The sequence below is a fragment of the Serratia sp. CY74737 genome, assembly GCF_052166775.1.
In the GTDB taxonomy this organism is placed as follows: Bacteria; Pseudomonadota; Gammaproteobacteria; order Enterobacterales; family Enterobacteriaceae; genus Serratia; species Serratia ureilytica.
On record NZ_JBJNOF010000006.1, the window covers coordinates 23,611 to 37,063 of the forward strand.

6 protein-coding genes and 1 riboswitch are annotated in these 13,453 nt (G+C 62.3%); of the genes, 1 reads left to right on the forward strand and 5 read right to left on the reverse strand.

What is annotated here, in order from left to right; all coding sequences use genetic code 11:
* Positions 1 to 39: 39 nt before the first annotated feature.
* The 5 genes from ACJ8PE_RS09595 to ACJ8PE_RS09615 all read right to left on the reverse strand — a co-directional run bounded on the left by ACJ8PE_RS09595 (position 40) and on the right by ACJ8PE_RS09615 (position 11,569).
* Complete coding sequence (locus tag ACJ8PE_RS09595; protein WP_442536752.1) at positions 40 to 4,866, reverse strand: hemagglutinin repeat-containing protein; 4,827 nt, start codon at positions 4,864 to 4,866, stop codon at positions 40 to 42.
* Positions 4,867 to 4,911: 45 nt separating this feature from the next.
* Positions 4,912 to 6,591, reverse strand: a complete 1,680-nt coding sequence (locus ACJ8PE_RS09600; RefSeq protein ID WP_033651202.1) for a ShlB/FhaC/HecB family hemolysin secretion/activation protein — start codon at positions 6,589 to 6,591, stop codon at positions 4,912 to 4,914.
* Between the two features lie 385 nt (positions 6,592 to 6,976).
* Positions 6,977 to 7,894 carry a ketopantoate/pantoate/pantothenate transporter PanS gene (gene panS / locus ACJ8PE_RS09605; protein ID WP_033644388.1) on the reverse strand — a complete coding sequence of 306 codons (918 nt, stop codon included), beginning with the start codon at positions 7,892 to 7,894 and terminating at the stop codon, positions 6,977 to 6,979.
* Positions 7,895 to 8,037: 143 nt separating this feature from the next.
* Positions 8,038 to 9,405, reverse strand: a complete 1,368-nt coding sequence (lysC, locus tag ACJ8PE_RS09610; protein WP_042785471.1) for a lysine-sensitive aspartokinase 3 — start codon at positions 9,403 to 9,405, stop codon at positions 8,038 to 8,040.
* Positions 9,406 to 9,513: 108 nt separating this feature from the next.
* Positions 9,514 to 9,708, reverse strand: a riboswitch (Lysine riboswitch).
* Between the two features lie 52 nt (positions 9,709 to 9,760).
* On the reverse strand, positions 9,761 to 11,569 hold the full coding sequence (locus tag ACJ8PE_RS09615; RefSeq protein ID WP_004936687.1) for a cation:proton antiporter: 1,809 nt from the start codon (positions 11,567 to 11,569) through the stop codon (positions 9,761 to 9,763).
* 229 nt (positions 11,570 to 11,798) lie between these two features.
* Between ACJ8PE_RS09615 and pgi the strand changes: the two genes are divergently transcribed.
* Complete coding sequence (gene pgi / locus ACJ8PE_RS09620) at positions 11,799 to 13,445, forward strand: glucose-6-phosphate isomerase (RefSeq protein WP_033651205.1); 1,647 nt, start codon at positions 11,799 to 11,801, stop codon at positions 13,443 to 13,445.
* Positions 13,446 to 13,453: the final 8 nt, after the last annotated feature.

Consider the following 13,453-nt stretch of genomic DNA (forward strand, 5'->3'; position numbering starts at 1 on the left):
CGCCCCCGGCTTTAACCGGGGGCGTTGCGTTGGGGCGCGTTATTTGCCGCTGAACACCCCGGCTTTGGCGTCCGCTTGCTGAGTTGAAGCATGGCCGCTGGCGAACGGCACGTTGCCGTCGACGCTTTGCTTCGCCGCGCCGCCTAACAGCCCGCCGATCGTGGCGGCCGCATCGACGCGGCCGCCGCCCTGATAGCGCTGGCCGCTGACGTCCTGCTGGCTGACCTTGCCGCCGCCCAGTTCCACCTTGCCCTGCTGGCTGCGGATCTCGCCGCCGGTCAGTTGGGTTTGGCCGCCGACCTGCAGCGCCACGCCGTTCTTGCCGGTAATCGCCGACTGCTCGCCAACCGCGTTGTTGTTCACCACGTCGGCATTGACCTTGAGGTGCCCCTGGCGACCGGCCGGACCGGTGATGCTGTCTTTCACCGCGCCGCCGACGGTACGTGCGCCGCGATCCCACAGCGGGCCTTGCGGTTTTTCACCGGCCGGCGTTGCCGGCAGCGTGACTTTGCCGTCGGCCTTGCTGAAGCTGACCGCGCCGGTGGTGTCCTGCTGCGGATCGAGGCGACGCGCCACGCTGTTGTACTTGTCGGTGGTGGCGTCGGCCACTTTGTTTACCCCGGCCTCCAGTTTCTCTTTCACCTTACCGGCGTAGCGCGGCGTGCCCACCTTCGACAGCTTGGAGGTGATACTGCTGCCCGGATCGTTGCTGTGGCTCAGGCCGGCATCCACATCCACCTTCACGCCTTTCTCAACGTCTTTGCGGCTTTCAATGCGCAGATCGCCGCCCACCTTGCCCTGGACGCTGTCGGCATCGACGCGCGCCCCGGCGAGACGGGTGTCCTTGCCGCTGTTGATCGCCACGTCACCCGCGGTGATGCCGGTGTTGGCGTGGGTGGTTTTATCCTGCTGTTCCACGCCGACCTTCAGACCGGCCCCCAGCGTATGGGTGTCTTTGCCGGTGTTCGGATCGATCTTGCCGCCGGCGTCCTTGTTGAACGTTTGGCCGCCTCTGGCGTTGGCTTTGATGCCCAGATTCCAGTTGTCCTTATGCTGCTCGTTTTTGGCGGACTCCAGCAGGATGCCGCCGTTTTTCGCCTCGAGCGCGGCGCTGCCGCCGCTGACTTTGGCGCCCTGCAGATGCAGCGCGTCATCGCCTTTGCCGTTGGCGGACAGGGTGACCTTGCCGTCTGAGGCGATAGTGGCGCCCTGGCGTTCTGTCGCGGACTCATTCACCTTGGCGATGTCGAACGCGCCGCCGGCGGAGAGGCTGCCGCCGGTTTTTTCCTTGCTGTCGCTGCTGCCGGCGCCCAGATCGATATTGCCGGACAGCTTGCTCTCCTTACGCGTTTGGGTTGATTCCGCCGCCCGCAGCGCGACCTGGTTGCCCGCGCTCAGAGTGACGTCGCCCCGGCTCTTGACGTCGGTGCCTTTAAGCGTCAGATCGCGGCCCGCCTTCAGCTCCACACCCTGTTGGCCGCTGACGTTGCCGACCTGCGCGGTGCTGCTGCTGCTTTCGCTGTTGTGGGTGCCGCCGCCGAACCCGGCGCCGAAGTTTTTACTGTCGGCAGTGAAACCGCCCTTGGCGGAGGCTTTGACGTTAAAGCCGCTGTGGCTTTCGCTCTGTTTGTCGCTGGCCTGATCAAGACGGATATCGCCGCCGGCGTTGACGGCGGTTTTACCGCTGCCCCCGTTCAGCGCGGTGCCCTGATAGACCGCGTCTTTTTTCACGTTGACGTTGATGCCGTTGGCCGCGTCGATCGAGCCGGTCACCGCCTGACTCGCGCTGCTGTTGCTGCGCTGAGTGCCGCCTTCGCCCTTGGCGTCCACGGTCAGATCGCTGCCGGTGGTGGTGTAGACGCGCACGCCGGCGCTGCCGCGGGTGTCGCGGCTCTGCTCGTCCTGACGGTTCGCCGCGGCTTCGCTGCGGTGGCTGTCCGCCGTCAGCGTGACCGCGCCTTTGCTCGCCTGATATTTCGTGCCCTGATCGCGCACTTCGCCTTTGACGTTGATGTCGATGCTGCCGGCTTTCACCGAGCTGACCACCGCCTGCGAGCTGCTGCTGCGTTTTTCGCTGCTGCCGCCCTGTGCGCCGATATCCAGGCCGACGTTAGGCGCGCCGATGCCGCCGATGTCGTTGATGACGCCGGTGGCGTCCAGCTTGGCCGCCTTGCCGACTGCACGCTCGACCGGACGAGTGACGGCGCTGTAATCGACGTTGGCGCCGATGTTCACGCCGACGTCGGTTTTAGTGGTGGTGCTGCTGGTAGTGTCGGCGGCGGCCAGATGATCGACGCCTGCGGCGTTTTCTTGATAGGCGCCGCCGACGCTGTGTTGCGCGCCTTGCTGGGTCAGTTTGTCACGGGCGTTGACAGTCAGGTTGCCTTTGACGTCGCTGCCGGAGGTGACGGCCTTGCTGCTCTGCGCCTGCGTTTTGCTGTTCTCGTAACCGGCCTCTACGCCGCTGCCGAGCTTGTCGATGCCGCCGGTGTAGTAGAAACCGCCGCCGACCTTGGTCTGCTCGGTGTTCGAGGTGGTTTTGTCGTCGGCCGCCAGGAACGAAACCTTATTGCCGCTGACGCTGGCGTCGCCTTTGTCGGCGACCAATTTGGAGCCGCTGAAGGTCACGTCCTTATCCGCTTCGAGCTTCACGCTGCCGCCGCTGAGGGTGGCGCCGCGGTTCTCGGTGCGGGTAGTTTTCTCGCTGTCGCGGGTGTGTTCGATGCGTACACCGGCGCGGTATTGCTTGTCGCCGGCTTCTTTGGCGTAGCCGTTGACGGTAAGCGCGGTCTTCTGCTCGTCGATGTTCTGCTGCTGCTCGGCGGCCTTGACGTTGATGTTGCCGGTCTGTGAGGTGACGTTCAGTTCGCCGCCGCTGGCGACCTGGCTGCCGATCACGTTGGTATCCTTACGGCTGACCAGTTTCAGGTTGGTGTCGGACTTCAATTCGCTGGCGGTACTGCTCTGGTAGCTGTTGTCGGCCTTGTGCGAGCTGCTGGTGATGTTGAACACGGTGCCGGTGCGCGCGTCGATTTTGTCCACGGTGGTGCTCAGCGCGTTGTCGATGCGCAGGCCGCCGTGGGTGGCGGTGACTTCGCCACCTTTCTGGCCGCGCGCCTTGCTGCCGGTGATGGTAACGCCCTGCTGGCCGTTCAGGCGCAGCGTGCCGCCGCTGGTCAGTTCGGAAGCGTGGCTGACTTCGCGGCGGTTGCTGTTGTTCTTGTTGTCGCCGCCGCCGATGCCGCCCCAGGAGGTTTTGTCATCGCGCACCGCTTTGGCGTTGGCGGTTTTTTGCACCCCGATCTGGATCTGGTTGTCTGCGTCGATCGTCAGATCGCGCTGGGCGTGGACCCTGGCGCCCTGGGTTGCGACATTGCGGCCGGCTTTCAACGTCAGTTCGCCCTGGCTGCGCAGTTCGCTGGCCTTCAGGCTTTCGCTTTCGTCGCTGCTGCTCCAACTGCCGGTGCGCAGGCTGGAGGTGTGGTTGCGCTGGTAGCCGCGTTCGCTGGACTTATCCTTCTCCACCAGCCCGGCGAGGTGCACGTCGCGCGCCGCTTTGACGCTCAGCGCCCGATCGGCGCTGACGTTGGCGCCGAGCAGCGTCACGTCCTCCCGTGTGCTGACGAGTTTGGCGTTGCCGCTGGCGGCGACGGTGCTGCCCGCCTGCTGCTGCTGCTCGCGCTCGCGGGTGACGTCGTATTGCCAGGAGTAGAACCAGCGGTTGTCGGTGTGGCCCTGGGTCTGTTTCAGCTGTTGGCCGTCGAGCGTCAGCTTGCCGCCCTGCAGGGTAATGTCTTCGCCGCGAATATCGGTGGCGGTGAGGTGTGCGTGGTTATCCGCCACCAGGCTGATGTTCTTGCCTTTCAGCTCGGTGCGGATCAGCTTCTGGCTGCTGCTGCGATCGTTGACGTAGATGCCGCCGCGGTAGTTCTGGTAGTTGTCGCCGCCGTTGCGGTTGCTGCCGGCATCTTCAACGCGGCTTTCGCTGCGAATGTCGTAGACCTTCACCTTGAGCTCGTCGCCGGCGGTCAGCTTGCCGGCCAGCTTCACGCCGCTGCCTTGCGCGGTGTTGATGATGTTGATGCGCCCGGCCTGCATGCTGCCGAGGTAGTAGCTGTCCAGCGCGGTCGTCGGTTGCTCGCTGGCCAGCACCTTGCCGTCGCGCGCCACGCGGTTATGGCCGCTGATGGCGTTGATCGCCGCCGGGGTTACGCTGCCGTTGCGGTGGGTGAAGTCTTGTACGATGACGTCGCCGCGGCTGTCTATCTTCGGTGCGATCAGATCCAGCACGCCGCCGGCGTTCAGGGTGCCGTTGAGGCTCAGGGTATTGCGGTTGCCCAGGGTGCTGTAGCCCTGCAGCAGGCCGTTTTCCACCAGCGGGTTGCCGACCACCAGCGAGGAGCGGCTGGTGTTGATGAACCCGCAGCCCTGGCAACTGATGCCGTTCGGGTTGGCCAGCACGTAGTCGGCCGCCATGCCGAAGATCTCTTGCTGGCCGTGCAGCAGCGACGGATTACGGCCGATCACTTCATTGAGGATCACGCTGGCTTCGCGCCCGCCCAGATTGGGGTTGGCGCCCAGTTGGCCGGCCAACTGCGACAGCCCCGCCTCGCGGGAGTTGTTCAGCACCGCGCCGGGCTGGTTGACGTTGAAGTCCTGATATTGGTTATGCGACAGCCCGTTGCCGTTCGGCGCGACGATGTCGACCACCTGGGCGCCGGTGGCGGCGGTGGAAACGCCGGGGCCGTTGGCGCCGTTGGCCGCGACGATCTCTCCGGCGTAGGCGCCGGCGGAAGCGGCGAGAATTATCGCCAGCGCGGCGGCCAGTTTGCCTGCCGCCGAAAGTCTGAAGTTATTATTTTTCATCCATGTATCTCCGTATATTGCCGTGGGGTCCTGCAAAACTGCTGATTAAAAGGTGTAAGAAAAGCGCGCCAGCACCTGAACGGGATCTTCAGGCGTGGCGTGGTTCGACAAAATCCAGCCGCGGCTGACCTCCAGATCGACCAGCGCCTGCCGGTAGCGTAACGTGGCGCCGCTGCTCACCCCGGCGCTGCTGCGCCAGCCCGAGTTGTCCTGACGCGGCAGAATGCGGCCGACGTCGGCGCCAAGGCGCGGCGTCAGCGTGGCGGCGCCTAAATTGAAGCTGCGCGACAGCGTGTTCTGCAGATACCAGCCGTTGTCGCCGGACTGGGTGCTGCGGCTGAAGCCGCGCACGGCGCTGCGATCGGTAAGGCTAAGCCACTCCACGCCGGGCAGCGGGTCGCGGCTGTATTGGCCGTAGAACAGGTTGTTGAGCTGATAGGTGGCGTCACCCAGCTTGAGGCGCTGGCTCAGGTTGGCGAACAGCTTGCCCTTGGTGAATTGACTGTCGAGGTGCACCGAACTCGGGTGGCGATCGGCGCCCAGCCAGGGCAGGCCCTGCTCGACGCTGAGGTTGGCGCTGAATACCCCATGGGGCAGAATTTGCAGGTGGCTGGCGCTCAGCTCGGCCAGGGTCAGCGTTGGGCTGCTGACCTCAAGACGCACGCTTTCGAAGTAGTTGTCGATGCGCTTGTAGGTCAACTGGCCGCTCAGGCTGTCTATCTGATCGTGGTCGCGATAAAACACGTAGTCGCTGCGCAGCCCGTACTGTTGAGTCTGACCGTGCAGTTTGACCACGTTGTGCGGCAGCTGCTGGTGGTTCTCATAGGACGAGAAGCTGGCGAACCCGCTGAAGGTGAACGCGCCGTACGGCAGCGAATAGAGCAGGGTGTAGGCGCGATTGTAGCGGTGAGCCGGGTTTTCCAACGTGCTGTTGGCGTTCAGGCTGACGAAGTCCGACAGGCCGAACGGGCTGTCCAGCGTGGCGGTGGCGCGCGCCAGCCACTGGCCGGTGCTTTTCTGGCCGTAATTATCCGTGCCGGCGGTAATCAGCCAGGGCTTGGCGTGCTGATTGCGCAAACGAATGACCGAACCGCCAACCTGGCGGCCGGGTAATATATCCAGCTTGGTGGTATTCGATTGCAAACGATTGGCCTGATCCAATCCTTGATCGAGTTCGGTTAATTTCAGCGGCTTGCCTTCCAGCCCTGGAAATAATAATCGGCTGTTGACCCAGCGATCGCCGCCTTCTATTTTCTCGATAAATCCTTCGGTCACGCTCAGCCCCAATTCCCCCTGCGAATTAGGGCGAACAATTTGCACGCGCGCGGTGATATAGCCTTTTTGCACATAAAGGCGCGTTAATTCGCGGGTCAGGCGATTGATATCGTTGCTGCTGATGCAGTTTTCCGGCAGCGCGCTCAGGGCCGACAAATCGGCCGGCGAGAGCAGGGTAATGCCTTGCAGGTAAACGCCGGCGATCGGCAGGCACTGCGCGGATTGCGGCAGGGCGGGCGCGGCCGGTTCCGGTTCCGCCAGCAGGCGCTGTTGCTTCAGTTGCTGATAGCGGCGCTGTTCAATCAGCTGGTTGACTTCACGCGTGCTGTCTTGCAGCGCGCGGCGTGATTCCCCCATCGACATATCCCGCATCATGTGGGAATCCGGCAGGGTTTCAGCGGAAAGGGCCGTGCTGACCAGCAGCATCAAGGCGGTGATTTTTTTTATCATTGTAATCCATTATGAGAGGCTGCCGGGGCAGCCAGCCCAATCCATGAGGTTAACCACGGGCGACCGACGGCCGGCCCGAAATAATGAGCGACATGCACATTGCGAGGTATCTCGATTTGCCGCAGCAAATAAGACGGTGGGTATAGATCTAAATAATAATTAGGCTGCTTCTTTTTTGGCGGGCAACCCTGGTGACTTAATTAATTAAAAAAAGTGGAGCATCTCTCCCCCTTGCCAACATTATCGGCATGGATAGGAAGAATCTGAATTTTTATTTTTCACGGATGATAGAGGATGAGAGGAATTATGACAATCCGACCAGTGGGAAATACGAAATTTCGCAGAGAAGAACGGGGGCGCAAATGTTTGCGTCCCCGCAGGCGGCTTATTTTTTCTTGATGGGGCGTCCGGACCAATAACCCGCCAGCAGCGAGCCGGAGAGATTGTGCCAGACCGAGAACAGCGCGCCCGGCAGCGCGGCCAGCGGCGAGAAGTAGATTTTGCCCAGCGTGGCCGCCAGCCCGGAGTTCTGCATGCCGACTTCAATCGCCAGCGTGCGGCAGGTGGATTCGTCGAAGCCGAACAGCTTGCCGCCCCAGTAGCCGCTCAACAGACCGATGCCGTTGTGCAGGATCACCGCGACGATCACCACCAGGCCGACCGAGGCGATGTGGCTTTGGCTGCCCGCCACCACCGCGCTGATGATCGCCAGGATGCACACCATCGACAGCGCCGGCAGCAGCGGCTCAATGCGCTTCACCGTTTGGGTCAAGGTATGGTGGACGATCAGGCCCAGGCCGATCGGGATCACCACGATCTGCAGGATGCTGAGCAGCATGCCCATGATATCGACGCTGATTTCGGCATCGACGTACAGGCGGGTCAACAGCGGCGTGGCGAACACCCCCACCAGCGTCGAGACCGCCGAGATGGTCACCGACAGCGCCACGTCCCCCTTGGCCAGGTAGATCATCACGTTGGACGCGGTGCCGCTGGCCACGCTGCCCACCAGCACCATGCCGGCGGACAGATCCGGCGGCATGCGGAACAGCATCGCCAGGATCCAGGCCGCCAGCGGCATGATCAGATAATGCAGGAAGATGCCTGCCGCCACCGGGCCGGGGCGCGCCAGCACGCGTTTGAAGTCGTCGAGCCGCAGCGTGACGCCCATGGCGAACATGATCAGCATCAGCAGCGGGCTGACGTAGGGGCCGATGCCGGTAAAGGTGCTCGGCGTGTAATAGGCGGCGACGGACAGCAGTATCGCCCAGAGGGGGAATAAGCGCGTGAGAATTGCCAGCATGCAGGTTTTCCTTAGCCAGATTGAGAACGGTGGGTGTGGTTGTGTTTTTTTGCGGGTTCAACAAGCTGAACCCCTGCCGGTTTTGAACGGATTTTTTAGACGCAGGGGCGCAGCATGCTGCGCCCGCAATCAGGGATAATGACTTATTCGAACAGGTTGTGGTGCAGGGTGCGCACCACCTGCTCGGCTTCTTCGCCCGGCACCAGGAAGCACAGGTTATAGCTGCTGGCGCCGTAGCAGATCAGGCGGATGTTGAACGGATCGAGCACGCCGAACACCTCTTTGCCCACGCCGCAGGCCCGTGACAGCTGGTTGCCGATGATCGCCACCAGCGCCAGGTTTTCTTCCACTTCCACCCGGCACAGCGACGACAGCTCGGTCAACAGCGAGGTGGTCAGCAGGCTGCCGCCGACGGAGGTGGCGCCGGTGGTGTCCATGGTCAGCGCGATGCTGACTTCCGAGGTGGTGATCAGATCGACGGAGATATTGTGGCGCGCCAGAATGTTGAACACCTCGGCCAGGAAGCCGCGCGCGTGCAGCATGTTCAGGCTGTGCAGCGTCAGCAGCGTTTGCTTGCGGCGCAGCGCCAGCGCGCGGAACAGCGGCGGGTTTTCGGTGGTGTTGCACACCAGCGTGCCGCCGGCCGCCGGATCCTTGCTGGAGCCGACGAACACCGGAATATCGCTGCGCACTGCCGGCAGCAGGGTGGCCGGATGCAGCACTTTGGCGCCGAAGGTGGCCATTTCCGCCGCCTCTTCGAAACCGATTTTATCGATGCGCTTGGCTGCCGGCACCACGCGCGGATCGGTGGTGTAGATGCCCGGCACGTCGGTCCAGATATCCACCCGGCCGACGCCGAGCGCCTCGCCGAGCAGCGCGGCGGTATAGTCGCTGCCGCCGCGGCCGAGCGTGGTGGTGCGGCCTTTCGGTTCGCTGCCGATAAAGCCCTGGGTGACCACCAGCGCCTCCTGCAGACGCGGCCGCAACTGCGCCTGCGCCAGTTCGCTGAGCGCGGCGCTGTCCGGCACGGCGCGGCCGAAGTGATCGTCGGTGCGCATCACTTTACGCACGTCGAACCATTCGGCCTGCACGTTGCGGGCGCGCAGGATTTCAACGAACAGCAGGGTGGACATCAGCTCCCCATGGCTGACCAGCTCGTCGGTCAACGCCGTCGAGGTGGCCAGCGACGCGGCCTCCGACAGCATGGCGATGTTTTCCAGCAGGCGGTCTATCTCGTCGCGGATCACCGCAGGTGCGGCGAGGCGATCGAGGATGGCGTACTGGATGCGACGAATTTCATCAAGCTGGTAGTTGCGCTTCTCGGCCTCGCAACCTTCGGCCAGGGCGACCAACAGGTTGGTGACGCCCGCCGAGGCGGACAACACCACCAGGCGGACCTGCGGGTTGGCCAGCACGACGTCGGCGCTGCGGTTCATGGCTTCAAAGTCGGCGACGCTGGTGCCGCCGAACTTGGCTACCACGGTGGAATTCTGGGGTACTGCTTGGTTCATGTAGAAACCTCGTGTCAGGGATGCCCGTTTGGGGGCACTGTAATTCCATAGCCTTGGCACAAGGGGAGAGCGGTAAACAGGGGGCAGGCGTAGAGGTCAGGCTACGATACACCCAGAAGCGCCCCACCTTGTCGATCGCCCTGCGGGCGATCCCCTGGTGACAACCCAGGGGATTCAGCCCCTGTAGTCGATACGATAATGGCCGGCCATTACCCTACCTCGGCGTCGCTCCCCCTCGGGTGCCGTCAACGGAGAAACGGCTCCTCTGACACTCTACCTGGGCGACGCGCCTCTTCTGGCTTGCGCACCGGGTGCGCAAGTAGGCTGTTAGGAATAGCCGGTTATCGTCATTCTGTCAACGTACAGACGGTGAGGGATTTTCATCTTGCACCAGCGCGATAAGCGTACAGGGCATCGCAGGCGTGGAACCGGCGCCAATCGGTTGCAGAGAACCGTCTTCCTTTTGGCTGAATAACGGGATAACGCCCTGATGTTTTTCCAAATACTCCAACCAACCGAAATTTTCGTTCAATTTGGTCGCTTTGATGGTGGCCCCCCTGGCGAGCAGGCTGCTCAGGCGGCCGTAGGTGGCTTCCTGATTAAATAAAATTTCGTGCCGGCGGAAACGCGAACTTTCCGCGCTGGCGCCGCGCCCTTTCAACGGCGCCCCCGAGCGAATGGCGAACACGTGATCCTCGCCGAAGAGGTGGCCGAAGTGATAGACGGCCAGCGCGTTTTGGTGACGATTGGGCGACAGCGCCAGCACCTGGGCGATATTGCTCAGATCGAGATAGTTCTCGGCGTGTTCGGAGTAGGCGTGGCCATAGTAGGCCGGAATGCCGTCCATGCGCGCCTGACGGTAGTATTCCCAGCTGCTGTCGGTGACGATCACCGGCACGTTCAGCTTGATCAGCGCCTGCGCCAGCATGCGCGCCACGCTGTTGGCGCCGACGATCAGCACGCCGCGCGGTTTCTGCTGCTGCACCCGCAGCCAGCGCGCCATCATGCCGCTGGTCAGGCTTTGCAACACCACGGTGCCGATGATGATGGCGAACACCACGGTCACCAGCCGGTCGGCGCCCTGATAGCCGCTGCGCTGCAGCGTCAGCGCGAACAGCGAGCTGACCGCCGCGGCGACGATGCCGCGCGGGGCGATCCAGCACAACAGCAACCGATCGCGCCAGTGCAGGGAAGAGCGCCAGGTCGACACCGCGATGCACAGCGGCCGGGCGATGAACTGCACCGCCAGCAGCAACAGGAGCAGCGGCCAGCCCATGTTCCACAGCGCCTGGATGTCGAGCCGCGCCGCCAGAATGATGAACAGCGCCGAGATCAGGATCGCCGACAGCTCTTCTTTGAACGCCAGAATATCGCTGGTGTCCACGTCGCGCATGTTGGCCAGCCAGATGCCCATGACCGTGACGGTCAGCAAACCGGATTCGTCGGCGATGGCGTTGGAAACGCCGAAAGCGGTCAGCATGATCGCCAGCACCGCCAGGTTCTGCAGGTAGCGCGGCAGCCAGACGCGGCGCAGCGCCAGGCCGAGTAGATAGCCGAACAGCGCGCCGGCGATCAGGCCGACGGCGGCGGTCACGCCCAGCGTCCAAAACAGGTGGGTATAGGATTCCGCATTCTGCTTTAGCACGATGAACTCGAACACCAGCAGGGTGAAGATGGCGCCGACCGGATCGATGACGATCCCTTCCCAGCGCAGCACCTGGTTGATATTGGCGTTCGGCCGCACGACGCGCATCAGCGGGGCGATCACCGTCGGCCCGGTCACCACCGTCACCGCGCCGATCAACGCCGCCAGCTCCGGCGGGAAATCCAGCAGCCACCAGCTGGCGAGGCTGATGACCAGAAAGGTGACCAGCATGCCGACGGTGACCAGATTGCGCACCACGCCGCCAAGGCCGCGAATTTCCTCGAAACGCAGCGTCAGCGCCCCTTCGAACAGGATGATCGCCACCGACAGCGACACCAGCGGAAACAGCAGATCGCCAAACAGCAGATCCGGCTGCACCAGATGCACCGTCGGGCCGAGCACGATGCCGAACAGCAGCAGCGGCAAGATGGCCGGCAGGCGCAGCAGCCAGGCCAGCCACTGCGCCAGCAGCGACGCCAGGCCGATAAGCACCAACATGAGTGGGGCGGATAATTCCATAAGCGAGATCCCTTTCAAATGACGAAATAAGCGACGATGACACAGCCTGATGACAATTCGGCAACCCCGATAACAGGCCGTTAGCCAAAAGTATAGAGTGAAAGCTGAAACGAGGCGGCAATGCGTTGACAGTTAGCGCCTATCGCAAGAAAAGCGATCATAATCACAGTCGAACAGGCTACAATCGGACAAACGCGTCATTTTTATTCTCAAGCCTAAGAGTGTTGCTATGAAAAATATCAATCCTAGTCAAACCGCTGCTTGGCAAGCCCTGCAGCAACATTATGCACAGATGAAAGACGTACGGATCGCCGACCTGTTCGCCGAGGACAGCGATCGTTTCTCCAGGTTCTCCGCGACCTTCAACGATCAAATGTTGGTGGACTATTCCAAGAACCGCATCACGCAGGAAACCCTGGAGAAGCTGCAGGCGTTGGCGAAAGAAACCGATCTGCAAGGCGCCATCAAATCGATGTTCGCCGGTGAGAAGATCAACCGCACCGAAGATCGCGCGGTGCTGCACATTGCCCTGCGCAACCGCAGCAACAGCCCGATCCTGGTCGACGGCAAAGACGTGATGCCGGAAGTGAACGCGGTGCTGGCCAAGATCAAACAGTTCTGCGCGCGCGTCATCGGCGGCGAGTGGAAAGGCTACACCGGCAAGCCGATCACCGACGTGGTGAACATCGGCATCGGCGGTTCGGATCTCGGCCCTTACATGGTGACCGAAGCGCTGCGCCCTTATAAAAACCACCTGAACATGCACTTCGTCTCCAACGTTGACGGCACCCACATCGCCGAAACGCTGCAGCCGCTGAACCCGGAAACCACGCTGTTCCTGGTGGCGTCCAAAACCTTCACCACTCAGGAAACCATGACCAACGCCCACAGCGCGCGCGACTGGTTCCTGAGCAGCGCCGTCGATCAACAACACGTGGCCAAGCACTTCGCTGCGTTGTCCACCAACGGCAAAGCGGTGGCCGAGTTCGGCATCGATACCGACAACATGTTCGAATTCTGGGACTGGGTCGGCGGCCGTTACTCGCTGTGGTCGGCGATCGGTCTGTCGATCGCGTTGTCCATCGGTTACGACAACTTCGAGCAGCTGCTGAGCGGCGCGCACGCCATGGATAAGCACTTCGCCGAAACGCCGGCGGAGAAAAACCTGCCGGTGCTGCTGGCGCTGATCGGTATTTGGTACAACAACTTCTTCGGCGCCGAAACCGAAGCCATTCTGCCGTACGATCAGTACATGCACCGTTTTGCCGCTTACTTCCAGCAGGGCAACATGGAATCCAACGGCAAGTACGTCGATCGCAACGGCAATCCGGTGGATTACCAGACCGGCCCGATCATCTGGGGCGAGCCGGGCACTAACGGTCAGCACGCGTTCTACCAACTGATCCACCAGGGCACCAAGCTGGTGCCGTGCGATTTCATCGCGCCGGCCATCAGCCATAACCCGCTGGGCGATCACCACGCCAAACTGCTGTCCAACTTCTTTGCCCAGACCGAAGCGTTGGCGTTCGGCAAGTCGCTGGAAGTGGTGGAAGCCGAGTTCGCGGCGCAGGGTAAAACCCCTGAGCAGGTCAAACACGTGGCGCCGTTCAAAGTGTTTGAAGGCAACCGTCCGACCAACTCGATCCTGCTGCGTGAAATCACCCCGTTCAGCCTGGGCAGTCTGATTGCGTTGTACGAGCACAAGATCTTCACCCAGGGCGCAATCCTGAACATCTTCACCTTCGATCAGTGGGGCGTGGAGTTGGGCAAACAGCTGGCCAACCGCATCCTGCCGGAACTGGCGGGCAGCGAGAAAATCAGCAGCCACGACAGCTCGACCAATGCGCTGATCAACCGCTTCAAGGAATGGCGCTAATCGCCTGA

What these genes read in the sequence shown, in the direction of transcription:
- ACJ8PE_RS09595 (WP_442536752.1), bottom strand. Translation starts at nt 4,866, where the DNA reads ATGAAAAATAATAACTTCAGACTTTCGGCGGCAGGCAAACTGGCCGCC.
- pgi (WP_033651205.1), top strand. Translation starts at nt 11,799, where the DNA reads ATGAAAAATATCAATCCTAGTCAAACCGCTGCTTGGCAAGCCCTGCAG.
- lysC (WP_042785471.1), bottom strand. Translation starts at nt 9,405, where the DNA reads ATGAACCAAGCAGTACCCCAGAATTCCACCGTGGTAGCCAAGTTCGGC.
- ACJ8PE_RS09600 (WP_033651202.1), bottom strand. Translation starts at nt 6,591, where the DNA reads ATGATAAAAAAAATCACCGCCTTGATGCTGCTGGTCAGCACGGCCCTT.
- panS (WP_033644388.1), bottom strand. Translation starts at nt 7,894, where the DNA reads ATGCTGGCAATTCTCACGCGCTTATTCCCCCTCTGGGCGATACTGCTG.
- ACJ8PE_RS09615 (WP_004936687.1), bottom strand. Translation starts at nt 11,569, where the DNA reads ATGGAATTATCCGCCCCACTCATGTTGGTGCTTATCGGCCTGGCGTCG.